The sequence below is a fragment of the bacterium genome, from assembly GCA_009926305.1.
Classification (GTDB): Bacteria; Bdellovibrionota_C; UBA2361; order UBA2361; family RFPC01; genus RFPC01.
In genome coordinates, this window is record RFPC01000005.1 from 52,195 (window position 1) to 77,191 (window position 24,997).

22 protein-coding genes and 1 tRNA gene are annotated in these 24,997 nt (G+C 47.8%); 4 read left to right on the top strand and 19 right to left on the bottom strand.

Features of this window, described 5'->3' with window-relative positions:
• The first annotated feature begins 5 nt into the window (after positions 1-5).
• On the top strand, positions 6-1,085 hold the full coding sequence (locus EBR25_01965; GenBank protein ID NBW39749.1) for a rod shape-determining protein: 1,080 nt from the start codon (positions 6-8) through the stop codon (positions 1,083-1,085).
• A gap of 4 nt (positions 1,086-1,089) precedes the next feature.
• Here EBR25_01965 and EBR25_01970 read toward each other — a convergent pair whose 3' ends face one another.
• A complete protein-coding gene (locus tag EBR25_01970) occupies positions 1,090-2,574 on the bottom strand; it encodes a ComEC/Rec2 family competence protein (protein ID NBW39750.1) in 1,485 nt (494 codons plus the stop codon).
• A gap of 91 nt (positions 2,575-2,665) precedes the next feature.
• The gene (locus EBR25_01975; protein NBW39751.1) at positions 2,666-3,838 is read right to left on the bottom strand and encodes an NAD(P)/FAD-dependent oxidoreductase; all 1,173 of its coding nucleotides are present in this window, start codon (positions 3,836-3,838) and stop codon (positions 2,666-2,668) included.
• A 94-nt stretch (positions 3,839-3,932) separates the two neighbouring features.
• On the opposite strand from EBR25_01975, the gene EBR25_01980 reads away from it, so the two are divergent.
• Positions 3,933-4,715, top strand: a complete 783-nt coding sequence (locus EBR25_01980) for an ImmA/IrrE family metallo-endopeptidase (GenBank protein NBW39752.1) — start codon at positions 3,933-3,935, stop codon at positions 4,713-4,715.
• 7 nt (positions 4,716-4,722) lie between these two features.
• On the opposite strand, the gene uvrC is transcribed toward EBR25_01980, so the two are convergent.
• The 14 genes from uvrC to EBR25_02050 all read right to left on the bottom strand — a co-directional run bounded on the left by uvrC (position 4,723) and on the right by EBR25_02050 (position 19,918).
• The gene (gene uvrC, locus EBR25_01985) at positions 4,723-6,576 is read right to left on the bottom strand and encodes an excinuclease ABC subunit UvrC (GenBank protein ID NBW39753.1); all 1,854 of its coding nucleotides are present in this window, start codon (positions 6,574-6,576) and stop codon (positions 4,723-4,725) included.
• Between the two features lie 6 nt (positions 6,577-6,582).
• On the bottom strand, positions 6,583-8,613 hold the full coding sequence (gene uvrB / locus EBR25_01990) for an excinuclease ABC subunit UvrB (GenBank protein NBW39754.1): 2,031 nt from the start codon (positions 8,611-8,613) through the stop codon (positions 6,583-6,585).
• A 264-nt stretch (positions 8,614-8,877) separates the two neighbouring features.
• Positions 8,878-9,534, bottom strand: coding sequence for a GNAT family N-acetyltransferase (locus EBR25_01995; protein ID NBW39755.1), 657 nt, complete (start codon positions 9,532-9,534; stop codon positions 8,878-8,880).
• A gap of 68 nt (positions 9,535-9,602) precedes the next feature.
• A complete protein-coding gene (locus EBR25_02000; protein ID NBW39756.1) occupies positions 9,603-10,697 on the bottom strand; it encodes a Glu/Leu/Phe/Val dehydrogenase in 1,095 nt (364 codons plus the stop codon).
• An 87-nt stretch (positions 10,698-10,784) separates the two neighbouring features.
• Positions 10,785-10,988 (bottom strand): hypothetical protein, encoded by a 204-nt coding sequence (locus EBR25_02005; protein NBW39757.1) that lies wholly within the window; start codon positions 10,986-10,988, stop codon positions 10,785-10,787.
• Positions 10,989-11,127: 139 nt separating this feature from the next.
• Positions 11,128-12,654, bottom strand: coding sequence for an aldehyde dehydrogenase family protein (locus EBR25_02010; protein NBW39758.1), 1,527 nt, complete (start codon positions 12,652-12,654; stop codon positions 11,128-11,130).
• Between the two features lie 366 nt (positions 12,655-13,020).
• Positions 13,021-13,097: transfer RNA gene (locus EBR25_02015), tRNA-Met, on the bottom strand.
• Positions 13,098-13,213: 116 nt separating this feature from the next.
• Complete coding sequence (locus tag EBR25_02020) at positions 13,214-13,930, bottom strand: rRNA pseudouridine synthase (GenBank protein NBW39759.1); 717 nt, start codon at positions 13,928-13,930, stop codon at positions 13,214-13,216.
• A gap of 18 nt (positions 13,931-13,948) precedes the next feature.
• Positions 13,949-14,761 carry an SMC-Scp complex subunit ScpB gene (scpB, locus tag EBR25_02025; protein ID NBW39760.1) on the bottom strand — a complete coding sequence of 271 codons (813 nt, stop codon included), beginning with the start codon at positions 14,759-14,761 and terminating at the stop codon, positions 13,949-13,951.
• Positions 14,762-14,861: 100 nt separating this feature from the next.
• Complete coding sequence (locus tag EBR25_02030) at positions 14,862-15,917, bottom strand: hypothetical protein (protein ID NBW39761.1); 1,056 nt, start codon at positions 15,915-15,917, stop codon at positions 14,862-14,864.
• 290 nt (positions 15,918-16,207) lie between these two features.
• Positions 16,208-16,990 carry a 23S rRNA (guanosine(2251)-2'-O)-methyltransferase RlmB gene (gene rlmB, locus EBR25_02035; GenBank protein NBW39762.1) on the bottom strand — a complete coding sequence of 261 codons (783 nt, stop codon included), beginning with the start codon at positions 16,988-16,990 and terminating at the stop codon, positions 16,208-16,210.
• Between the two features lie 45 nt (positions 16,991-17,035).
• A complete protein-coding gene (locus EBR25_02040; protein ID NBW39763.1) occupies positions 17,036-18,325 on the bottom strand; it encodes a Glu/Leu/Phe/Val dehydrogenase in 1,290 nt (429 codons plus the stop codon).
• Positions 18,326-18,348: 23 nt separating this feature from the next.
• Positions 18,349-19,488, bottom strand: coding sequence for a glycosyltransferase (locus EBR25_02045; protein ID NBW39764.1), 1,140 nt, complete (start codon positions 19,486-19,488; stop codon positions 18,349-18,351).
• 124 nt (positions 19,489-19,612) lie between these two features.
• A complete protein-coding gene (locus EBR25_02050) occupies positions 19,613-19,918 on the bottom strand; it encodes a hypothetical protein (GenBank protein ID NBW39765.1) in 306 nt (101 codons plus the stop codon).
• 114 nt (positions 19,919-20,032) lie between these two features.
• On the opposite strand from EBR25_02050, the gene EBR25_02055 reads away from it, so the two are divergent.
• Complete coding sequence (locus tag EBR25_02055; protein NBW39766.1) at positions 20,033-21,811, top strand: DUF3426 domain-containing protein; 1,779 nt, start codon at positions 20,033-20,035, stop codon at positions 21,809-21,811.
• A 245-nt stretch (positions 21,812-22,056) separates the two neighbouring features.
• Here the strand turns inward: EBR25_02055 and EBR25_02060 are convergent, their stop codons facing one another.
• Positions 22,057-22,305: a twin-arginine translocase TatA/TatE family subunit gene (locus EBR25_02060; protein NBW39767.1), complete on the bottom strand. Its 249-nt coding sequence runs from the start codon at positions 22,303-22,305 to the stop codon at positions 22,057-22,059.
• Between the two features lie 204 nt (positions 22,306-22,509).
• Here EBR25_02060 and EBR25_02065 point away from each other — a divergent pair, with 204 nt between their 5' ends.
• On the top strand, positions 22,510-23,622 hold the full coding sequence (locus EBR25_02065; GenBank protein ID NBW39768.1) for a hypothetical protein: 1,113 nt from the start codon (positions 22,510-22,512) through the stop codon (positions 23,620-23,622).
• 76 nt (positions 23,623-23,698) lie between these two features.
• On the opposite strand, the gene EBR25_02070 is transcribed toward EBR25_02065, so the two are convergent.
• Positions 23,699-24,427: a hypothetical protein gene (locus tag EBR25_02070; GenBank protein ID NBW39769.1), complete on the bottom strand. Its 729-nt coding sequence runs from the start codon at positions 24,425-24,427 to the stop codon at positions 23,699-23,701.
• 221 nt (positions 24,428-24,648) lie between these two features.
• A complete protein-coding gene (locus EBR25_02075) occupies positions 24,649-24,975 on the bottom strand; it encodes a hypothetical protein (GenBank protein NBW39770.1) in 327 nt (108 codons plus the stop codon).
• Between the last annotated feature and the right edge of the window lie 22 nt (positions 24,976-24,997).

A 24,997-nucleotide genomic window follows, 5' to 3' on the forward strand; every position in this document is an offset into this window, starting at 1 on the left:
ATAATATGGTATCAGCATCACTCCCCGCTCCCTTCATAAAAAAAGAAAATAAAGGGCACAGCGTTTTCGGCAAATGGAGCGAATACCTCTCCTCAGATATTGCGATGGACCTGGGAACAGCCAATACGTTAGTCCACGTACGCGGCAAGGGCGTCGTGCTCAATGAGCCATCCCTCGTCGCATTCGAATCAGAGAGTGGAGCTGCGGTAGCTTTCGGCAAAGAAGCAAAAGAGATGTTTGGAAAAACGAATGCACATATCTCAACACTTCGGCCGCTCAAGAGCGGAGTCATCTCCGACTTCACCTATGCCTCTGAGATGATCCGTTCATTTTTGAAAAAATCGATGTCAGGATTCCGCCTCCTGAAACCAAGGCTCATTATCGGAGTCCCCTCAGGTATCACTCAAGTTGAGAAGCGCGCCGTGATCGATGCTGCCCATTGTGCAGGGGTGCGCCACGTGCGCCTTATCGAAGAACCAATGGCGGCAGCCCTAGGAGCGGGACTTCCGGTAAACGAACCGGTAGGAAGTATGATCATTGATATCGGTGGTGGGACAACCGAGGTTGCAATTCTCTGTCTCGGTGGAACAAACTATTCGCGCTCTATTCGAGTTGCTGGAGATGAGATGGATGAGGCCATCCAAAGATATCTAAGACGGCATTTTTCGTTAGAAATCGGCGTATATGAGGCTGAGCGCTTGAAGAAAGAAATTGGTTCAGCGATCCCCCTCCGTAAAATCGAACTTTCGAGAACCTTCGGGCGAAACATAAGAACTGGCCTACCACAACAAGCAAACGTGTCCGACGAAGTCATTCGTGATGCGCTTTCTGAACCAATATTTGCTATCGTTGATTCAGTAAACACGGCACTTGAACAAGCAAACCCTGAGATTGCTCAAGACATCATGGCTCATGGTATTTATTTAGCCGGAGGTGGTGCACTGACCCGAGGTCTCACTCAAAGAATCCAAGAAGAGATTGGTATTCAGGTGCATCGGGTTGATGACCCTCTTGGCTGCGTAGTCCGTGGTGTCGGAAAGGTCCTAGATGAACTGCCAAACCTCTCGCGGCTCTGCATCTCGTAACTCATCACTCGCCACTAACGATGAAAGACCGTCTGAACAAGACGCCCCTCCAAAACATCAAAAAGATCCCCAAGAGTGCCAAAACCCATAGCACTACAAAACCCACGCCCTGCTCAATATGTGGGGTGACAAAGACGAGAGTCCGATGAAACTCAGATAAGAGTCCATCAACAATCCACCCTCCCAGACCACCAAGCCCATCAAAGCCATAAGAGATGAATAGCGAAACCAGGCCCCCATAAAAGCCAATAAATACGATGAATGGAGCCAAGAGAATATTCCCGAACGGGCTCAGCCAACTCCCCCCTCCTATCGTACAACACAAGACCAGGGAAGTACTGAGCGTCGGCAAGAGCGTGGTGGTAAGAGCCGCCTGATACCACGGAAGCTCAAATCGCTTTCGTATGGAGCTGGCAAAAACAAGCGAAAAAAGCGCTGCAAAAGTAAGCTGAAAACCCACCTCTTCCCAAACCCCCGGCCAGAGCGACACAATACTCACGAAAGCGAGTAATATTTTCACCACCCCTCTGACATTCAATCCGCATAGCGGGAAAAGAAGATAGAACGTAACAGCGATGGCGGCTCTTGTTGCACTGACTGGAAACTCAAGTTGCGCCACATACCACCAGACACTACCTCCGCCGCACACGTCTGGAAGATATCGTGCCAACGAATATCTTCCAGGCAGAAAAAATGCGAGCCACAGAAAGAGCGAGACTGTGCCTCGAATGAAAAAAAAGAGGGCTCCCACATGCAGACCAGAAACCACCAACAGATGCGAGATTCCCCATGTTTGAAATAGCTTTCGATCTGCTCGCGAAAAACCACTTACATCACCAAGCAACATTGCCTGCAAATACGCTCGACCCCGAGACGTTTCCATCACGTGATGAATTTGTTTCTGGAGCAACATACGGCTATCAGCTCGAGAAGCCGTATCACGCATTGATAGGTCCTTAGATAAGAAATAGATTCGACAATTGCCATCAATGCCACGTCTTAACGAGTACCTCGCCCATCGACCTCGGGCTGGGGGATGAGGACTAACCCTGGCATATACAACATACTGACCTCCACGCTCTATAAAGACGGCGTTTCGCCAGGGAAGGTCACGCACCGAGCATTTGAGACGCATTGCTTGGGATCCACCTCCCGATACTGGCCTGAGATATGAAAGAAACGTAACCTCTCCTGGTCGTCTTCCCGCATGAGGTGTTGAAGTAACATGAGCTTTAAACCAGGACGTCTCACTATGCACATCAACCCGACCGCCTTCTCTGAGCTTTCCTTGGATACTCCCGACACAGATAGCGAGAATAGCAATACAAACTCCCGCTCTACGCCTTGCGAAGACCAATACACCCCCAAGCAGGGAAAATAGAGGGAATATCTCTACGTGTTGAGCGAGGCTCTGTCCAAAGACCAGTAGCGAGGTATAGGTAACGAGTTGCAACATTGGCTCAAAGAGATGGGGCTGAAAAGCTTTCAAGGACGAGCGTTATATCGTCCGTATATCATTCGAATCTCTGCCATAGAATGTTGCTCGAGTAGATGGCAGAGCTCACATATCTCAGAACACCTCAGGTATACTGACCAGCACAAAAGCCAGAGGCCCACGCCCACTGGAAGTTATATCCTCCCAGCCATCCAGTGACGTCTAATACTTCTCCGATGAAAAATAATCCCTCAACATTCACTGCTTGAAAGGTCTTTGAAGAAATATCACGAGTATCAACTCCACCGACGGTAACTTCAGCCATGCGATATCCTTCAGTTCCACCCGGTATAAATTTCCACATGAAACACGCCTGCCGCAAATACTCTCGCTCGCTCAACTGGAGCGAAGAGAAAGGACGCATTTGAAATCTCGTATCAAGAAACTTCTTCAAGAACCGTTTGGGGAGCGCTTCTTGTAAAATGGTCCCGACCTCTTTCTGGGATCCCTCATACTTTTTAAACAACGCATCCAAAACCTCAGTCCGCAAAAGCTCAACCTCAATAGCTATTCCATCCTTCCAGAACGAGGAGACCTGCAGCATCGCTGGCCCACTGACGCCTTTATGGGTAAAGAGCATATTCTCTCGAAATTGAGCTGATTGAACCGAGGCCTCTACCGCGAGAGATACGCCTGCTAACTCCTCATATTCTGAACGGATACTCTCTGGAAATGTAAAGGGAACAAGACCAGGCTTGAGCTCAGTCCGCCGAACCCCAAACTGGTCTGCCAGACAATGACCAAAGTCTGTCGCTCCCATCTTCGGTATGGATAAACCGCCTGTTGCGACAACCAGTGTCTGAGTTGTGAAATCGCCCTTAGAAGTGGAGAGATAAAATATCTCGTCCTTTCTTACTTCCATGACGGAACATCCCGTAATGATTGTTACACCATGCTCGGCACACTCTGTCGACAACATCCCTACCACTTGACGGGACGAGCCATCACAAAAGAGCTGTCCAAGTTTCTTCTCATGATATGCGATGTTATGTTTCTCGATCAGCGCAATAAAATCATGCGGCGAATATCGAGAGAGCGCCGATTTACAGAAATGCGGGTTTTCAGAGAGGTAATTATCGGGCGAAGCATGAATATTGGTAAAATTACAACGACCACCGCCAGAGATGAGAATTTTTTTCCCGATTTTTTCGCAATGCTCAATGAGAAGCGTCTTCCTCCCTCGCCGTCCAGACTCGATGGCACACATCAGACCTGCAGCCCCAGCCCCTATGATAATAACATCCCACGCCTGTTTCACGTCCTTACTATAATAAGTTCAACTGATTTCTGCCATGGGATACGGAGGGAAGTTGACATAGCATGACCCTACGCCAATATACTCTCGTATCAAGATGCACTTTTCAGAGAGGCTTTCGAGACAGAACATGACCTTGGGATTGAGGATGAACGTGGCTACCGAACGACTCGGGATGAGATGTCTGATAACCACATGTCTGCTCGTGATGACAATAGGGAACTTCGGATGCTCCACCAGACCCATATCGACCAGACAGTTACCAGCAGAACATGAACACCTGAACTCACTCCTCTCTTATGAGAAAATATTAGTATCTTTACAACAGGTCTGCCCACCAAATGCTGATTCTCCTTGGACAGATCTTCTCAACCGAATCAAGCTCAGATTAGCTTCTGCCGAACAACACGCACACCACTTAAAAAATACTTCCATTCATATTCTTGATTGCCGAAAAGCTTTATCATTTGTAGCACCACCAGATACTGTTTTGATCTCGACGGGGATGCTCTCAGTACTCCCCTCTGAATCTGCACTTGCCTTCCTTGTTGCTCATGAGCTTGCGCATATAGCACTGAACCACGTATCCATAGGAGATGCTGCGCACTTAGAATTCCAGCGAGGCCAAGAACGTGCGGCAGATATGTTTGCCCTACATCTTCTCATGGCAGCCCATTACAATCCGAAAGCAGCTTTGGCGGTATTCTCAGACAAAAAACTTTTTGCCTCTATCGAATGGCACCTTAGCCCAACCCATCCAGAAGTACAGGAGCGAAAAGAGATCCTGGAGGAAACGCTTCTAAAAAGTGGTGTAGCGCCATCGGGAACGATTTCAAGTCGTGACTTCCTAAGACTCAAATCCTTGAGGAAATATTACTAAGCCGTCATTACTCGTTTGCAAGCTCTTGTAGTAGACGATGGGCAAGGGACACCGGCATTCTTCCTGCTTTTGCAATTTCTTCAGGAGCAGCTCCACGAATCATTTTCAGACTTCCAAAGTGTTTCAAGAGTCTTCTCTTCCTTTCCGGTCCAATTCCTGAGATTTCATCAAGACGCGATTTACGGGAACGCCCGTCTCGAATCTTTCGATGAAATTCAATCACGTAGCGGTGAGCCTCATCACGCACTCGCTGAAGATATCGCGTTGATTCAGCCAGAAGGTCTAATGCTATCGGCTGTGCTTGAGAACGGAGAAAAACTCTCTCGACTTTGAGTTGTGCATCGCCTCTTCGAGCACCGGAGCTCTTCTTCGTCCCTGTGCTGTCTCGAATTTTGGCTAACCCTACGATATCAAGATGAAGATCATACTCGTCAACTACACGACTTGCTCGTTCAAGCTGGCCTCTCCCTCCGTCAATGATCAGTAAGTCAGGGAGTATCTCTGGGGACATTTTCGCTCTCGCAAGCTTGCGACGCATTACTTCTTCAATAGCCGCAAAGTCATCAGGCTTTCCATCAAGTGCAAGTCGATACTGTCGATATCGAGATTTATCAGGCTGACCGTCCCAAAAACTAACAATCGCACCAACGATATCGCTCCCTTGAAGATTCGAGATATCAAGACACTCAATTCGCCGGGGCATTTGATGAAGACGGCACGTTTTAGCAATCGCCTCTGCAATTTGCTGATACCGTTCTTCACGATCGAATTGAGCAATAAAATGCTCTTTTGCATTCAGGGCAGCTAGTCCGAGGAGACGGAACTTGACCCCACGTTGAGGTTGAAGAATCTCAACACTCCCACCCCTCATTGCTTTCAGCGACTCAATTAAACCTTCAGACGATTCAAGCGGTTCGGGAGTGAGAATCTCTCGTGGAATCACTCTTCCCGCCTGATAAAACTGGCTGATCGCTGAAGCAAGCACTTCATCAGAGGGAATTTCTACACCCTCGAGACAAAAATTATGATTTTCAGCAAGTCGGCCATTACGAACACGCAAGACCGAAACAACAATGAGTCGTTCTTCTCGATAATAGGCGAATGCATCTCTATTCTCGCCACCAGGAGAGACCGAAGCCTGGCGAGTCGAAAAGTTATCGATTATCTTCAGGCGATCCCTATAAAGAGAAGCATCTTCAAAGCGAAGCTCTTCCGAGGCTTGATCCATTAAACGGAGTAATTCTTCGGTGATAGAGTCGGTATTTCCTTCAAGAATACGGACCGCTTGGTCTAACCATGATTGATATTCCGACGGATCTACCTCCAAACAACATGGGCCAGAGCAACGACGAATCTGATATTCAAGGCATGGGCGTTGGCGATTATAAAAAACGGCATCACGGCATGTTCTTAACGGAACGACCTTCTTGATGAGATCAAGCACCGTCCGCAATTCATAAGAGAATGTAAAGGGGCCATAATAATCTGCTCCATCCTCTACGGGTCGCCGTACGAGTTCAAGTTTCGGCCACTGAGCTTTACGATCAATGCGCACATGTAAATACGATTTGTCATCCTTCAGCCGAATGTTGTACCGCGGCTTATACTGGGTGATCAGATCTCGCTCGAGCACAAACGCTTCATGCTCTCCTGAGGTCAGGATTACCTCTATATCCTCGACTCGGCTGACAATATAGGGCACCGTATGTCGCTCATCAGAACCAGAAAAATAACTTTTCACTCGACTTCTGAGGTTCTTCGCTTTACCAACATAGATTACTTCACCCTTTCCATCTCGCATCAGATATACACCTGTTCGAGTAGGAAGTTTTGATACGCGCTGATGAAGTTTTTCTTTCATTATAGATTATGCCAAGGTCATCATTTTATTCATTATGGCTTGAATGCTATCACGCAAAGCAGCAGCTCGCTCGAACTCACGACTTGCTGCTGCATCAAACATTTGCTTCTTTAGCGATTCTATTAATCTCTTCTGAGCTCGCGAATCCTCAGGGATTTCTATTTTCTGTTCTCCAACCTGAATCTCGGTTGCATCAACCTCTTCGACAAGCGGAGCTTGCTCTCTTCTTATTGCAGACCGAGGAACAATCCCGTGCTTTTCATTGAAGGCCGCTTGAATGGCACGTCTACGTTCCGTTTCATCAATAGCTGCTTGCATTGAGCCAGTTATGCGATCTCCATAGAGTATCGCTCTGCCGTGAATATTTCGAGCGGCTCGGCCAATGGTCTGAATGAGAGAAGGTCCCGACCGTAAAAATCCTTCCTTATCAGCATCAAGGACAGCAACTAAACTCACCTCAACAAGGTCAAGCCCCTCTCTAAGAAGATTAATGCCGATCAGGACATCAAAATCTCCCTTACGGAGCCCTCTTAATATCTCAACTCGTTCTATAGTCTTTATATCACTATGTAGGTATCGGCACCGAATGCCATTTTCTCGTAAATATTCTGAAAGATCCTCTGCCATTCGTTTCGTAAGCGTAGTCACAAGCACTCGCTCCTTTCGTTGAATGGTTTCCTGAATCTCATTCAACAGATCATCGATCTGATTCTTCGCCGGCCGAACGAGTAATGCAGGATCAAGAAGCCCGGTTGGTCGATTCACTTGCTCAACGACCATCCCCTCACTCAGCGCAAGCTCTCGCTCAGAGGGAGTAGCCGAGACAAAAATTGTCTGTCCGACACGCTCCCAGAACTCATCAATATTGAGTGGGCGATTATCAAGTGCTGATGGAAGTCGAAATCCATAGTCAACAAGACTCTGCTTTCTCGCTTGATCTCCATTATACATCCCTCCAAGTTGAGGGAGCGTGACATGACTCTCATCAATTACCAGCAGAAAATCCGAGGGGAAATAATCGAGTAATGTAGTAGGTGGTGCCCCTTCATCTCTTCCTGAAAGATGCCTGCTGTAATTCTCAATTCCTGGACAAAAGCCAGACTCTTCCAGCAACTCGAGATCGTAGAGGGTTCTTTGCTCTAAACGCTCTGCTTCAAGAACTTTTCCTTGATTCCTCAAACGGGGCAACCAGAACGTTAACTCTTTCCGAATCGTCTGGATTCCCGTTTCAATCTGCTCTCTTCCCGTAACATAGTGACTCACTGGATAAATAGCTGCTCTTTTCAGCGGTGCAATGGAATGTCCTGTAATTGGATCCAAGAGGGAGAGCTCTTCTAGCTCATCGCCAAAAAACATCATTCGAATAGCCTGAGAGTCTTCATCAGCTGGAAATACATCCAGAGTATCACCTCTTGCACGAAACGTGCCTCGACTGAACTCAATATCCGATCTCCGATATTGCATCAGAACAAGTTGTCTTATCGCATCCTCACGAGAGAGTTCTTGCCCAGGCTCAACAAAGAGCATCATTCGGAAGTAGTCTTCGGGCGCCCCCAATCCATAAATACAACTCACACTCGCTATGATGATTGCATCTCGCCCCTCCAAGATCGCCCGCGTTGAGCTATGACGCAGTTTATCGATCTCCTCGTTAATGGCAGCATCTTTCTCAATATAGGTATCGGTGGCAGGTACGTAGGCTTCAGGCTGATAGTAATCGTAATAAGACACAAAATAACGGACTCGATTCTCGGGAAAAAATTCTCGAAATTCGCTGTACAGCTGAGCGGCTAATGTCTTGTTGGGGGCAACAATGAGCGTAGGGCGTCCGAGCTTTTCGATAATATTTGCCATGGTATACGTTTTACCAGAACCCGTTACACCGAGAAGCGTCTGATAACGAACTCCATGCGTAATATTCTCTAAGAGTTGCGCAATGGCTGACGGCTGGTCACCGGCAGGGACAAAGGGTGATGTTAACTGAAAGTCTCGCTCCTCTAATGAGAGCCCTTCTATGAAATGAGAACGTATGACCATGCTTCTTTATTATACCCTAGCGTGAGGAAAAGATCAGAGGGGAAAAGCGTTAGGAGGCTACTCGGAGGTTGTCACCTTGAAAATATCCCCGATTTTTTTCTTAATCCCGAGCCAAACTCTTCTTCACCTTCATTGTAGGAATGAATTAGCACTTCCTTACGAAACAAGTCGAGTAAAGTACGGCATCTCTAGCAAGTTGCCAGAGAGAGCACAACTCTTAATTCAGAAGCCAAATGAGAGCGCCTTACAGACTATTGCTCGGCATCATGTCGCTCTTCGAAAATACACCGAGTAAAGCAGATGCTTCACCGCATCCCTCCCCCGGATTCTTCCAATACCAATCTGAAAGAAGCCATGTCTTTTATGCAACCGTTCGGAGGGAAGATTCCGTAATGGTGCGAATGCGATAGTTGAGATGACATCGAGCCCTCGACAAGTCTGAAACAGGTTATCGAGAAGCGCACCTGCAATCCCATGTCCCATAAACTCGGGCTCTACCGCGATTTTCGCCAGCCAGCCAACCTTATGCATCTCTCTCAGATTAAAGTCATACTGAGTGATATACCTATCTGCTTCCAAGCGCTCTTGAAGTAGAGGCGATTGAGGAGGAAAGAGATATACGAAACCGACTACCATATCTCTGTAGATGGCGAGATAAAACTTGGAGAACTGTCTATAGTTGAGATAGCTCTCCAGGGTGTCTCCACTTTTTATCAGGAAACCTTCTTCCCGTGCAGCCTCTCGCGCCTCCCCCAAACGCCTTTCTAGAGATAGGCACGACATAAGCTCTGCATCAGACTCTACTTCACGAATTTCGAGGTGCGTTAGTAGATTTGTCGAGACCAACGAACTGTTTGAGTTTTTCTTCACGTTGCCCATCTCTACGCTCGGGTCTTTCACGATTACGAGCGCACCAGTCAATACAGGTCTCTACACCGAGCCCTTACCAGATTGCACTCGCCGTTACACTTCGACGCCGATCCTCCTGCTTAACGGCTGCGAGCTTCCTCTATTCTTTCTTTTGCAAGCTGAATAGCAACCTCTTCTGAAAAACGTTTTCTCTTTTCGGATTCTGCGATGATTAGATGCGTAGTATCAAAAATGGCATTTACCTTCTCGGTTACCCAGGACTCATTCCATCCAGAATCATTAAGCTCTGCGCCTACAGAGATTACTCCCCCTGAGTTAATAGCAAAGTCAGGAAGATAAAGAAGTCCCCGATCTTCAATCATATCGTACATCGAGCTGTCAGAGAGCTGATTATTTGCTGCTCCAGCAATAACGCTACACTTCAGCCGTGGCAGAGTATCCTTGTTGACTGTTTGACCAATCGCACAGGGGCAGTAAATATCAGCTTCCACATCATAAATCTCATCAGTTGAAACTGCCTTCACCCCAAAATCGTTAACAACAGAGCGCAACGTTTCCTCGTACGAGTCTGTAACAATAACGCTCGCTCCGAGCTCACAGAGCTGCTCGACTATATATCGCCCTACGTGTCCCACGCCCTGCACTGAAACAGTCTTTCCCGTCAGTGCAGTCGTACCAAATCGAGCCTCTGCTCCTGCGCGAATCGCCTGAACGACACCCTTCGCAGTCCACGGAGAAGGGTCACCGGCCCCGCCCTCTTCTCGAGAAACTCCAGTTGCAAATCGGGTATGCTCCTTGACCCAAGCAACATCCTGCTCGGTCGTTCCCATATCCTCAGCGGTGACGTATCTTCCACTCAGCGATTCAACGCATTTGCCAAACTGATTAAATAGCTCTCTTCTTTTCTCAGTAAAGTGCGGATCAATCCAGATACATGCCTTTCCACCACCCAGAGGCATACCTGCAATTGCGCTCTTGTATGTCATTCCTTCTGAGAGCCGTAGCACATCCTCTATCGCCTCATTCTCATTTTGATAGTTTCTTAAACGGCACCCTCCCAGTGCTGGGCCAAGCACAGAATTGTGCACTGCGACAAATGCTTTCAGGCCAACTTCTGGATAGTGAAATACTACTAATTGCTCGTGACCTCGTGATTCAACTTCCTGCATTAATGAAAATGTCATAATTCTCTCTCTTCTTACGGCAACCCTCATATCCGAAACAGCACTCCGACGGTATGAATGGGTAGCTCCGTTTGAACTCTTTTCGCAAATGAAAACCCTATGAAGGCAAAAATATCACTAAAACGCTTTCCTCACTTCTCCTTCAGCTGGAGAACGGTTCTCTTGAAATTCAACCGTATACTCTGGTGCATCCTCGAGCTCTGAATTCTTCGTCAGATCATATGAAATCTTCTTACAGCCAAAAAGACCAGCTGCACAGATAACAATCAAAAGCGCCATCTCGACCGCTTGGAGAGTTCTTCCTTGTAATCTTTTTTTCATTCTCGTACTCCAGTTTCTTTTTTACAGCTGACCCACTTATCGAGGCACCGCGATACGCGAAAATTCTTGCATATCCAGCCCCTTTTTTCCACCTCAAGACCCGGTGCTCTTCTCTATGAAATAGCCTTTTTTAGCCGTCTCAGAGCTCAAATTTCACCCCCTGGGCCAGGGGCAAATCTGTTGAGTAGTTAATGGTACAGGTTTGACGTCTCATGTACTGCTTCCAGGCATCACTCCCTGACTCACGTCCACCTCCAGTGTCTTTTTCTCCACCAAAGGCTCCCCCGATCTCTGCTCCAGACGTTCCGATATTTACATTCGCAATACCACAGTCACTCCCCGAAAAAGAGAGGAATCGCTCAGCAGATCGCATCGACTCTGTAAACAGAGCTGAGCTGAGACCCTGAGCCACACAATTGTTGAGCGCAATAGCCTCATCAAGATTCTTAACCTTCATCAGATACAGTATCGGAGCAAAGGTTTCCTGCTGTACAATATCCGCTTCGTGACTTATCTCAATGAGCGTAGGTTGAACATAATTCGCTGAAGGATACCCAGAGGCAATGTTTCCTCCAGCTAAAACCACTCCCCCTTGAGACTGTGCGCTTGCAACTGCACTCTGAAACTCTTGAACAGCGTGGCTATGAATCAATGGTCCCATCAAAGTATTATCATCGAGCGGATCTCCTATACGCACTTGCCCGTAGGCATGTATAAGTTTTCCCTTTAACTCTTCATAGATTCCTTCACCTACGAGCAATCGGCGCGTTGATGTGCATCGTTGTCCGGCAGTTCCAACCGCACCGAAGAGTATTGAAGGAAGCACAAGATTCAGGTCAGCATCATCCAAAACGATTACTGCATTATTTCCACCGAGCTCAAGCAAGCTCTTTCCAAGCCTCTTTCCGACCGTTTCAGCTACCGAGAATCCCATTCGACACGAACCTGTAGCAGATATAAGCGGCAAACGTCGATCAGCTGCCATTTTTTGACCAAGAGCGGGTCCATCGCCAATGACCAGAGAAAACAGTGCTGGATATCCATGACGTGCAGCGACATCACGACAGATTGATTGAATTGCTATAGCAGAGAGTGGGGTTACTTCAGAGGGCTTCCATAACACCACGTCTCCACACACCGCTGCTATCATGGCGTTCCATGCCCAGACCGCCATCGGGAAATTAAAAGCAGATATCACACCGACTGTTCCCAGTGGATGCCATTGTTCATACATACGGTGGCGCATCCTTTCGGAGTGCATACTCAGACCGTAGAGTTGCCGTGAAAGCCCTACTGCAAAATCAGCAATATCAATCGCTTCTTGAACCTCGCCCTTGCCTTCCGATACAATCTTGCCCATTTCCAGTGTAATAAGAGCTCCGAGCAGATCTTTTTTCTCTCGCATTGCTTCGCCCATCTGTCGGACGATTTCGCCTCGTTGTGGCGCGGGCAGCTCTCTCCAACGAACAAAAGTTTTCTCACAATCGGCAACGACCTTTTCATACGTTGTCTCATCTGCCGTTACGACCTCAGCGAGAGGCGCACCATCAATTGGGGAATAGCTTGTTAGAATTTTACCAGACGATTCATAGATTGAATCACCAATAGCTCCGGCTTGCCGACCAACGAGTCCCAAGTCGTGCAATATTTTTTCCCGAACTTCCATTGCCCACCCCCTCTCTGTTTCGATAACCCTTAAAAGGTATACCAAGCTTTTGAGGAAGAGAGAACCTCCTCAGAAGAACTGGGGGAGCAAAGCGGGATAGTCTCTCTAGGATACAGAGAGCCTGAGCATCACCGATGCGCCATACTCAAGTGATCTCTATTCAAGGATTTTCCACAAAATGAGCTCGCTCAACTCGCACGATGCTGAAGAGCAATACATGAAGAAATAGAGTATGGATGAAGTAGTGCGCTCCATAACAAAAAAGGAAACAGTGATAAAAAAGGAAACAGTGACAAAAAAGGAAACAGTGACAAAAAAGGAAACAGGAAAACAGAAGACAAATAGAAGAAAGGGAACACATCACGATGGTTGCGGGGGCAGGATTTGAACCTGCGACCTTCGGGTTATGAGCCCGACGAGCTACCGGGCTGCTCCACCCCGCGCCATGATTGTGCGTCCTAGACGCTACATGGTTCCCCTGACAGAGTCAAGACGGCTCACTATATAGCCTCCCTGGCATATTCTCCACCCGATGAGCGTAGCAAAACAGGGATACTGGCTACTGAAAGACTGCTGCACGGAGTGTTTGATACTTCTCTTCAGGAACTGCCATCATCTCGCCTCTTTTTAATTTTCCAAGGTGAAATGGACCATGGGAGACCCTATGAAGCTTCAAGACTGGGTGATGCACGTGATCCATCATGCGTCTAATAATTCGTTTCTTTCCAGATCGAATCACAATTCTTAACCAGGTTGCATCTACTTGGGTCTCTTTGATGCTTACTTCAGCCTGTATTCGTCCATCTTCAAGATGAACTCCGCGTTGTAGTCGACGTAGTGTTTTCTCTGTTACAACACCTGCCACCCGCGCTTCATATACTCTATCAATCCCATATCTTGGATGAAGAAGACGGTCTGCAAGGTCTCCATCATTGGTCAAGATGATCAGTCCAGTTGATTCAAAATCCAGTCTCCCAACTGGCACGAATCCCTCTCTCTTTTTCCCCAAATAGTCACCGATACACGGTCGCTTCTCTGGATCACTTAATGTGGAGATCACATTCTTTGGCTTATGAAAAAGAATGACCCCGGGATGTGCTGAACGAACGACTCTATTACCGACCTTCACCGTGTCCGTTACGGGATTGACCTTTGTCCCCAAGGCTTCAACCACCGTGCCATTCACACGGACCCGTCCTTCACTAATGAGCTCATCTGCGGCTCTCCGAGAACAGACTCCACACTGAGCGAGGTAACGATTGAGTCGAATAGTCATGATATCTCTCTTTTTGCCCTATGAAATAGGCGTTTGGGCATCAGTGGAATCTAAATCATCACTGTTGACGCCATAAGAACTCGCATCATTTTGCTCTGGAGTGTCTTGAATAAGAGTCTCGTTTGCCTCCTCCGACTCATCTTCTTCACTACTATCTGCGTGCACTTCGAGCTGTTGCAAATCTCGCAGCGTTGGAAGCTCTGAGAGGGAAGAGAGGCCAAAGACTTCAAGAAACTGCTGTGTAGTGCCATACAATGCTGGCTGACCTATGGTTTCTTGATGACCCACGATTCGTATGAATCCTTTGTCTATTAAGGTTTTTAATGTCGGGGTTGCATCTACCCCACGTATCTTTTCTACATCAGAGCGCACGATTGGCTGACGGTATGCCACGATTGCCAGCGTCTCCATGGCCTGTTGACTGAGTCGTTTTGGGCGAGTTGCCCTTAGTTGTTTCACAAACAACGCAAATTGCGGTTTGGTACGAAGTTGCAGTTTGCCGCCCACTTCAAATAACTCAACCCCACTCTCTTCCAGCGACAGCTTCATCTTCACTGACTCTACAAGGTCATCGACTTCTGACTTCTCTAGCCCGATAACGTCTGCGATTTTTCCTTTTGAAAGCGGTTCTCCACTGACAAACAACAACGATTCAACCAGTGCCTGGCGCTCTGCTTCTCCAAGCTGCTCGAGGATCTCTCTTCTCTGCACTGCTTCCAGTTCAGCTTCCGAAGCACCATCGGACGAAAAGCTTTTCTCTTCGCTATTTTCTGCGAGCTCTCCATCGACGAGAGCTGACTCGCTTTCTTTGTTCATCCCTGCTTCTCCCATGCTTCTCTATCCTTTTCTCGTTGATACCTCTCACTGGTGAATCGGCTTCTGTGTCACTACCAAATCATGTATCACTGCCAAATCATGTATCACTGCCAAATCATGTATCACTGCCAACGACTAACTTTATAGGAGCAGCTTCTCGAACTTCTGGCCGATGTTCATTTGAGGACGCGTCGTCAAATTCGGAACTAAAAACCATAGACGCCAGAGTATCAGCGACCTTGGTTTCTTCATCCTCTTTCTTCAACGAAACAAGAATCTCGCTCTCCTCTTGGTGCACTAACAAAACTTGTCGTTTCGACAACTCGAGTAAGGCGATGAACGTCCCCACTACGTACGCTCGTTGTAAACGCTCAGATTTTGCCGTCCCTAAAACGAGCGACTCAAAACTCATTGGTGAACTTGCTGTCTTTAACAGCTCCAAAACTCCCATCATCTGGTCTACAATCGAGACACTATCGAGAGTAATTTGATAACGCACCTCCTCTTCGCCCGCTTTTTCAAGCAATTTCTTGAACGCAACTCCGAGTAAATACGGGTCATGGACTCGATACGATTCTTGCGGCACCGGGAACTCTTGAAGGGTAGAAATTGGAGCAAATACTTCCCTGTTCAATACGGGCCTGTCGTTCAGCAGCGCTGCACCATCTAAATAAATAGCAGCTTCTTTTAATCGAAGAAGCAGCTCTTCATGAGGATCAACTAAGTTGCCTTCATCATCCAGCTCTAACTCTACAGGCTCCTGGAGTAACACCGCTGATTTAATGGAGAGCAATGTAGAGGCAATGACAAGATATTCTCCTGCTATCTCAAGGTCTACGGAACGCATCTTCTCAAGGCATGCCACGTACTGGTCTGCAACGTAAGCGAGAGAGATCTTCTCAATCTCCATCTCGTTCTTTTTCACGAGATGAAGCAGTAAGTCTATGGGGCCAAGGAAGTGGTCGAGTTCAACCGTAAATAGCGGATCAGTGGAAACCGCTTCTGTTGATACCGCCTTCATTGCTTGCATATCGGGAACCCTCTCTCCTTGGTGGTATCCCGTGGAAGGGGTGTATCGAGTAGAATCTTCAGTTGTATTCAAATTATCTTCCTCTAGAGGATCTCCCTCTTTTTTACTTCGTACGAGATTCAATTGAAAGTCCAGGCACATTGCATGTGCCAAAGGTCACTGCACAAGCCAAAGGTCATTGCACGTGCCAAAAGTCACTGCACAAGCCGACAGTCTTTCGCATCTTCCAGACGAGCCAACACTATAACGTTCCGAGCTGCGACTGCTCACAACCCGTGAAACCCGCCACATTACTCCTACAGCTTTAACCTACTTTAACCAGCAAATTATTCAAATCAAAAGTCGGCACGAAGACCCTCTGCACGCCATGTTATAGAACGTTGTTTTGCCTGTCCAGTGCTTCAACTACCCAGTGTCTCAACCGAGTTGCCTCAGGAGGGCGTTTTTCCAATCTGTGAACGGTACGCCGCCAAAAACACTGCTGCGGCCTGCGATACATTCAACGAGTCAATCCTCCCGAACATAGGGATTTTCAACAAAAGATCGGCTTCTTTTTGAATGAGAGGCTGCACACCCTTTCCTTCACTCCCAAGCACCAGAACCACCTTTCCTGGAAGTTCCACTTCATGAATAGACTGCGCCTCACTCCCAACTGCTGCAACACACACCCAAAATCCAGACTTCTTTAACTCCGCGAGAGCGTTACGGAGGTTTGACACAGGACAGAGGGAAAGCAGTTCACTTGCTCCCGCGCTCACCTTGGTGACTGCTGGGGTAATCGAGACTCCCCGATTCCGAGACCACATAACAGCATCTGCTCCAAAGCACTCACTCGCTCGCAAAATGCTGCCCAAATTCTGGGGATCATACAACTCATCAACAGCCACGACTAGAGCCGTTTCAGCATCATTCAGCCGTTCAATGATAGCAGGAAGTTCTTGATAACTTCGCTCAGAGACCCTTGCTATTACGCCCTGGTGACTGACCCCCTCAACGAGCTCAGACAACTTCCTCCGCTCTAATACGTGAACAGCAATGTTACCCGAACGAGCATTTTGAACGAGAGCAGGATGCGCCTTTTCATTCTCAATAAACACCTCAAGCACTCTTCCTGGAGCATGCAGAAGCAACTCGTTGCAGGCATTCACCCCGACTACCAGGTTATTTGCTCTTCCATGAAGCGACTTATTCTCTCTGCTACGTTTCTTACTCAAATAAACTCCATTCTCGGAGAGAACAGGATAAAAGCGCCAAGCTGGCTACCTTCGGACTGAGTAGTCTCGTACCGTCCCCTTCGCCTCAACTGCACTGTTTAGTCGCTTTAAGGCCGAAATGTAGGCACACGTTCTCAGGTCCGTTCTATGTTCCTTCTGCAATTCGATAACTTCAGCTGATGCCTTATCGATGATCTGCTTGAGTTTCTTTTGCACCTCTTCCTCTTCCCAGTACAATCCTTGTCGATTCTGAACCCATTCGAAATAACTCACCGTCACACCACCGGCATTGGCCAAAATATCTGGGAGAACATGAATCCCGTTTTCGAAAAGAATCTCATCTGCCTCTGGAGTCGTTGGTCCATTCGCTAACTCAACGATTATTTTCGCTTTGATGCGCGAGGCATTCTCTTTCGTAATAACATTTTCAAGGGCTGCTGGTGCAAGAATATCTACATCGAGCTCAAGCAGTTCCTCGTTCGTTAGTCGAGTATGGTCGACTGGATCACATACAGAGCCCTGGCAATATACCGCCTCTAAGTTCCGCGTTTCCCTCTTTACTTTGTAAACACTGACGGGGTCTAGCCCTTCTTCTTTATAAATAGCACCCTTTGAGTCTGAAACTGCTACAATCTTGTGCCCTGCCTCGTGTGCAAGCCTTGCAAAGTGATAGCCCACATTTCCAAACCCCTGAACGGCTATTCGCAACTGCTTGCCTGATGCTCCTAGAGTATCACGCACTGCTTCCATGCAATAAAATCCACCTCTTCCTGTGGCATCTTCTCGTCCAAGCGATCCTCCAAGTGCAATCGGCTTTCCCGTAATGATAGACGGTGTGTACGCTCTTCGAATATTTGAATATTCATCAACCATCCACCCCATAATCATACTGTTGGTGTAAACATCTGGAGCTGGGATATCAACATCAGGACCTATGAAGTCAGCGATAGCTGACATATATCCGCGTGACAAACGCTCGGTTTCTAAAAGCGACAACTCTTTCGGATTCACTGTTACTCCACCCTTACCGCCTCCGTATGGAATTCCAACCACGGCGCACTTGAACGTCATCCAAAATGCGAGTGAGCTTACCTCATCTAGATTAACGTCTGGGTGAAAACGAATACCTCCTTTCGAAGGTCCCAACAGGTCATTATACCGCACTCGGTATCCCTGAAAGACTTTTAAGCTTCCATCATCCATTCGAACGGGAATCGAAACACTGAGACTTGCCTTGGGAGAACGAAGTCGTTGTTCCGACTCTATATCAATCTTGTAAAAACCAAGTGCTTTATCCAACTGACGAATAGCTTGTTCAAAGGTTGAGTCTGCCATGTAGTTTCTCCTGTAAATCCCCCTTACGGCTCCGGCTGAAGCCCATTCCCAAACTCCTGTGAAACCTCACAAAGTCGAGCATTTTTCGCAACTGAAAAGTAGCACCCCACGAGCTGAGCAACATATTTTTCAGGGCTAAGCGCTGCTTGAACCTCCGATATGACCGCATCCCTCAGCGTTGGCGATACCTTCAGCGAAAGCAGCGATTGTATGCCCCGTTGGATATCATCCACCGAGTGGGGATTGCAAGTCTCCAAAAGCTCCTGGCTTACCCGTAAGGAGCCCATTACCAAGCCAACGGATGTGAGCACAGGCGTCCCCTGAGAGAGGCTTTCGTAGATGGGGTAACCAAACCCTTCAGCTAACGAAGGGAAAAGTGTCACAGATGCCTCCCGATACAGTGCGCAGAGCGTATCATTATCCGGGTGATGATGGATTGTTACTTTGCTTCCCTCTATTCCACTAGAACGAATCTGTTCAGAAATGATTGATTCAGCATGGCTATTGGCAAGCACAACGTGAAGCTCCGCACCCGTTTGGAATTTCTTGTACGCCTGAAGTATGCGGGGAAAGTTTTTTCTTGGGTCTAAACTTCCGAAAGCGAGGAGTATATCCTCGCGCTCACATGATTCAGATTGTTCCAAGTCACTACGAGTCCGAAAATGTTCGGCTAGCGGGGGATGAATAACAGTCACTACTTTCGGAACCGGATAGAGTTCTCGCAATTGATGAGTGGTATCTTCTAAGTCAGTCACTACGGCTGCAAGCTTTCTCCTTCCAAAAAGGAGTCTAAACATCATTCGATAAAATCGAGCTTTTGCTTTTGCTATGAGTCCACGCGGGGCGGAAGGCGGAAATGCCTGGAAAAGATCATGCAAGGTAACAATATTTGTATCACCGCCACCAAAAAGCGGAATTACATTGCTGAAACCGTGAAAGATGCCGCTAAAGCGGCCAAGATAAAAAATATCTTGCAGATGACCGAGATAGCGAAGCCCAAGTGGGTTCTTCAGCCATACGAATTCAATTTTTGATGAGGCTTCTCCTAAGATCAGCTCGAGACGCTCCGCTAACTCTTCATTCCCTGCCCCGATAACACGAACCGCACATCCTTCTGTTAACACTCGCTCTATGAGGTGGGGAAGGATAGTCTCGAGATACACCCATAGACCTGATCCTGAGAACTTGTGTCTTCCTAGCCAGAATGTACACGGTGGTTGGTGCGCTTTCACTTCCTTATCCGAGGCTTCACGTTACTATTGCCGCACAGACTACCTGCGGTAGGACTCATTTGCCAGCTACGGCCACCATTCGAGAGAAAAGTGCCTCAGCAACAATAACAGCTGTTGAAATTGGTAAAATGCCGTTACAATTAGAAAAAGTAAAGGATTTGTCTCTCTCGTTAAAAAACGCGAGGGTTGAATTTTGCTTTATTTCTAGTGAGTTGAGAACCCGTGGCCTCCCACCTGAATCTAAGAAGAGGAGAGTTCCGAGCTCAACGCACAGAGACAAGAGGGTTCTCTTTCGGGTTGTGAACGGGCAAGGATGATGGGTCATCAGTATGGGGGCGGCTTCGCCAGAGGAAGGCAACATTCGCTCTCTTTGGAGAGCAACTCTCTTGGTGCAGTGTTAACACAACATCTCTTGGTGCAGTGTTAACACAACATAGGAAGTACTCACGTAAGGATTGCGGGTTACTTTCGAGGAATGTCGGAAACTCATGAGACTCTCGGAATTGGAGGGAAAGTAAATACGGTGAAGAGAGAAAACGAATCTTCCTTACCACACACCTCCTTCGAAGGTCGAATACGGGAGGCGAACAACAATGAGGCAAGAGGCCGTCAGAGGTCTCACTCAGACCAACCCCTCGCCCAGAATTCAAAAGCTTCGGTTCAGCATCCTGAGATTTCATCGCTTCTTCGAATCATTGAATGTCCGTCTTGTCATTCGCAATACACCATCCCGAGTGACGCTGCGCTGACCTCGCTTCCTCACTCTCATTCGACCAAAGAGCAAGAGGCATCCGATCCTGGTGAGTTGTCTTTACACTGCTCGTCGTGTGATGCAATTTTCCTATTCAAGACCAACCCGTTCTTTGAAAGAGATGGCGAGTTTATTTCAGATGCTCAGGCTCTTGAGCCCTTTGAAAACAATACGCGCGGTGGGTCGGAGAATGTCGAGGACTTTTCCTCTCAGCAGCGAAAGCACAAATCTCATACGGGATTCGAACACGATAATGTCTTGGAAAATAGCGATTTTTCAATGGAAGAGATAGAAGAAGACGCCTTCGAGCAAGATTTCTTCGGAGAGCCTATTCAAGAGCCTCTCTTTTCTCTAGAGGAAGAAGGATCAAATCCTACTGAACGCTCTGCCGACCCACGATCGAATATCGAAACTCGAACCGAAACACCGAGCTTCGAGGAACCAGAATGGGAAGATCCCCCGACGCAAAACGCTATTCTTGAAGAGGATGATGAGTGGGCAGCCAATGAGTGGGAATGGGAATCGCCTCAACAGGAAGAACGCGCAGCAACAGAGTTCGTGGAAGAAGAGAGTGCAAATGCATCCGCAGAACTCACCGCTTCTGAAATTCCTGAATGGGATGCCAGAGAAGAAGTCACAGCCCCTGAGCGGGAGACACTTCTCGATTTACCTGATGACATCTTTGAAGATACTTCCTCTAGCGACCTCGAACTTCCGTCGGAAGAACGCACTCGGAATTTCGATGCGCTTCCAACTCGCAGACCAGGCGGAATGGGACTGAACCAGATGTTTGATAACATCGAAAATCCCAATCCTCGTCAAAATCCCCCTTATCAATTGCAGGATAGAAATCTTTTGAATGCTAACACTCGACCGACAAGTGTTATCTCTATTACCTCCCCTGAGGAAAATGCTGAGAACGCTGAGGAGCACGAGAGGGCAGAAGTTCGATATACTCGCGCAGAGAGACAACTCAACTCTCTCTCATCAAACACTGGAACTGCCCTATTCACCCTCCTTATTGTCGGGATCCTGGTGGGGCTTGGCGGATTCGCGGTGTTCCTTGAAAAAGATGGGGCATATCAAGGGCATGTGAAAGAGTTCATTTCACAGGATCTTCCTTTGCCAGCTTCAAGTAAGATAGCGCTTGATGGTGTAGTTTTGAGGGAACATTCCCTCCGTTCTGGTGGGCGCATCTATAGCATTGACGGTCAATTAGAAAATGGCGAGGACTTTCTCATTAATCAGGTGGATGGAGAAGCTGCCCTGTATGATGCGCAAGGAGTGCTCCTCATGAAGCGCCGCCTGCCATTTGGAGCACTGGTACCAGCAGAACAAGGCTTCGAAAATGCACAAGACGCTTTTTCTCGAGAAGCAGACTTGAGCCATCAAAACACGAGAATCAAGCCAAAAGAGCGGAGAAAAGTTCGCATACTCTTTAACGCTGAAGATGTAGCAAAAGCGCATTTTTTCACTATGCGGCCCCTTGCGGTCTACCGATAAATCCTATTCAAACGCTCTGCAACTCAAGCATCTCCACTGAATCGTGTGAAGCCTGAATGCGGTGAAGTGTACGCTGCAAACATGCAAACTACTGAGTGTCGAACGGTTCACAAAAAAAACCGATGACCCGCGGGCAAAAGGGAGAGATTCCTGCATGAGAACGCATAATGAGGTGTCTAGACTTCACCTACGACAACAAACGATACATGAGGAAAATGGAAGGAGCCGGGATGAGCGACGCGACTTTAACGCTTCTTCGTTTCGCTTGGTCCTGCCGACCCAGCATCACTAGCCGAGCCAGCATCACTAGCAGATGCAGCATTCCTGTCATCGGAGGGAGTAACATCGATCGCCATCCCATCCTGATACCCTTTTCGAAAGTTACTGATCGCTTTTCCAAGTCCGCTTCCGAGCTCAGGGAGCTTCCGTGTTCCGAAAAGAAGCACTACGACTAGGGCTATTGCTACGGTTTCAAAGGGGCCTAGGCCAAACATGGGTCACGTCCTGTAAGATTTTCTCCTTCTGGTGTATCATTAAGGCGAGAATGAGGAAACGGTTTAGGGCAGTTTTCCGAGGGGAACGCCCTTAAAATCACCGTAGGGCTAAAATCTTACGGCGAACCGAGCCGAATTATGGGTTTTAAACGGCTTCTGACCTATTCTTTGCACTCATCGAAAGTAACAAAAGATGGCGTCACTATGCCGGGTCGATATAAGACAGAACAGCTTGCCCTCTCTGCGGATGGGGCTGCAGGTATTGCAGAACCGAGATTCCCGCCTTCAAGTGCACTGGTCACGCCGTGGCTGATTACTGGTGGAGTGCTTTCTTTCCTTCTTCATGGAGTAGTCTTGTTTGTTGCGGGCGGAGCTTGGCCTCGTTTCGTTCATCAACCTCCAGTTATCGACATTCAATTTATTCCAGCAACCGTGGATCAAAAACAAATCGTTCGGCTCTCTCCCCTCGAGGATTCAACAGAAGCTGTTCCAATATCTTCGCGAGTGTCTGACAAAAACTCTCGCACACAAAACGAGCAAGTAAGGCGAGGTGATAGCTTTGATGCTGGCACACCTGAAGAACGGTCCTCGTTAAACATTCGTCAGCAGGCAATACACCCACCGTTGAAAGAGAAAGCACCAGGACTGGAAAGCACCTCGCCCCCCCCTTTGCCTGCACCAAAGATTCAGTCACTACGGCTGGCTGAGGAAACTCTCCAGGATGCATTTGGTCAGAAGAGTGAGACACCTCAGGCAAAGCAGCCGAACCCGAGGGCGAGAGAGCTTCTTTCAGGCATCTCGACGGAAAAGGCGCTCCAAGTTGTTCCTTTTTCTCGACCAACAGGCTCAGGAGCAAAGATATTCGGGGATTTCGGCTCAAATGATTTCTTACCAGACCTTCCAGACGGGGACATTACTCTGCTCAATGCAAAGGCGAGTAAATTTGCAGTATTTGTACAACGGGTTGCTACCAGAGTATTTAGCGCGCTTCGAGCAAGTGGTTGGGAAGCGCTTTCTCCTTCTCATATTCGTTCCATAAGGGACTTTAGTACGATTCGTGCCATACTTTCTCCTGAGGGTCAGCTCATAAGCGTCCTTCTTGAAGCACCTTCAGGAAGCCAACCCTTTGACGAAGTATTAAAAATATCGGTCTGGGATGGGGCAAGCGATCCGCACCCACCTGAAGGAGCCAAAGCGCCAGATGGAAACATTCACTTCATTTTTAAGGCAAGGAGTTGGTCACAAGTCGCACCTTCTCGCGGGGGCACAGGAGTATCTGAAAGACGGTGGCTACTCTTAGCGACTGGACTGGACTAGTTTTTTTCCTGTTCACTGCCTGAACTGCTCTTCGGAGCGGTCATGATCTTCAGCGGGCACGCCCGAGATAATAGAGCTAGGGAGTTATCTCTTCCACCTTATTTTCTTCTTGCGGACTGGGCTTTGGTCGGATACGCCCAGCATTTCTCTTCAAAGTATCTAAATCAAGCTCCACGAAACGAAGAAGTCGCTCGATATCGTCCCTCTCTTCCTGACTGAGGCTCGGATCCTCATCATTATCGCTCCGATAAATTTGCAGCTTCTTAGCGGCCAACACTAGGATTTTCTCTGCTCTCTCCTCTGTATCAGATTCCAATAGTGTTCCTTGAGAGAGCCTCGCAAAAAAACGAGATTCATATTCCAGGCGGAGCTGAAGATGTTCTATTCGCTGTTCTGGCGTAGTTAGCTTTCCCCTTAGAGCGAGTATCGCCTCTAGCTCATCCCGCCCCGTAAGCTCATCGATGAGCCAATCTTTAAGATCTTCCTTATAACGCTTCTTAAAATCCACCTTCAGCTGCTCAAGCCGCTCGCGGTCATCTGTTCGGAGTATTGCAAATAATCCTTTCAGATCACCCTCAAAACCCTCACCTATAAAACGAACACGTACCACATCACTGACCTCACCTGTGTTCAAGAGATCCATCGCCTTATCAAGCTCTACTCCACTAAACTCATGTGCAAGATCATATTCTAGAGTGCTCCCTGTAATCTTTTCATACGCCTCTTTTAGCTTTTCTCGCTCCGCGTCACTCTTCCCAGACAGTATCTCGTATACCTTCTTTTCATCCGTCCCTATCCTATCCATCGAGTAGACTCATAATCACCGATGGTTCTGGCCCATAGTCGATCGTCAGCATACCGGTACCAGGCATGTTCCGATTAAAATTGAAAGAACCAAAAGAAGAACTTCCCCTTGCGATTGGGATGATGTAGCCCATAATTGCGAAGAATTCGGACTGAGGATGACATTTTGGCTTGCTGCGATTCTTGCATCCCCAAGAATTCCGCGAGATTCAGGCTCTATATTTACTTTTTCTGATATTCTTCAGGGAGCATCCTCTCGGTATTTCGTGTTATCTTCTCTGCATTAGCTTCAGCTTGATGCTGCGCCATTTGGTTCATTGGGTTCAGGTATCGTGTGAAGCCCTTATCACCCCTGAATCCAGTTTCCTTAGGGTCAGTACGGGCTAGATATTCGCCTCTTACAGGGGTAAAGCCATACTGATTATGGAGCCGAGCCTCAGAGCTGTTAATATTCCCAAAGAGCGCACCCGTATTTTCGTCAAAGAAGTTGGCTTTACGCCTCGTCTCTCTTCCAGGCGCATCGAGCATGCCAGCCATTGCCATCCCCATACTATCTTCGGGACGCCTTTCG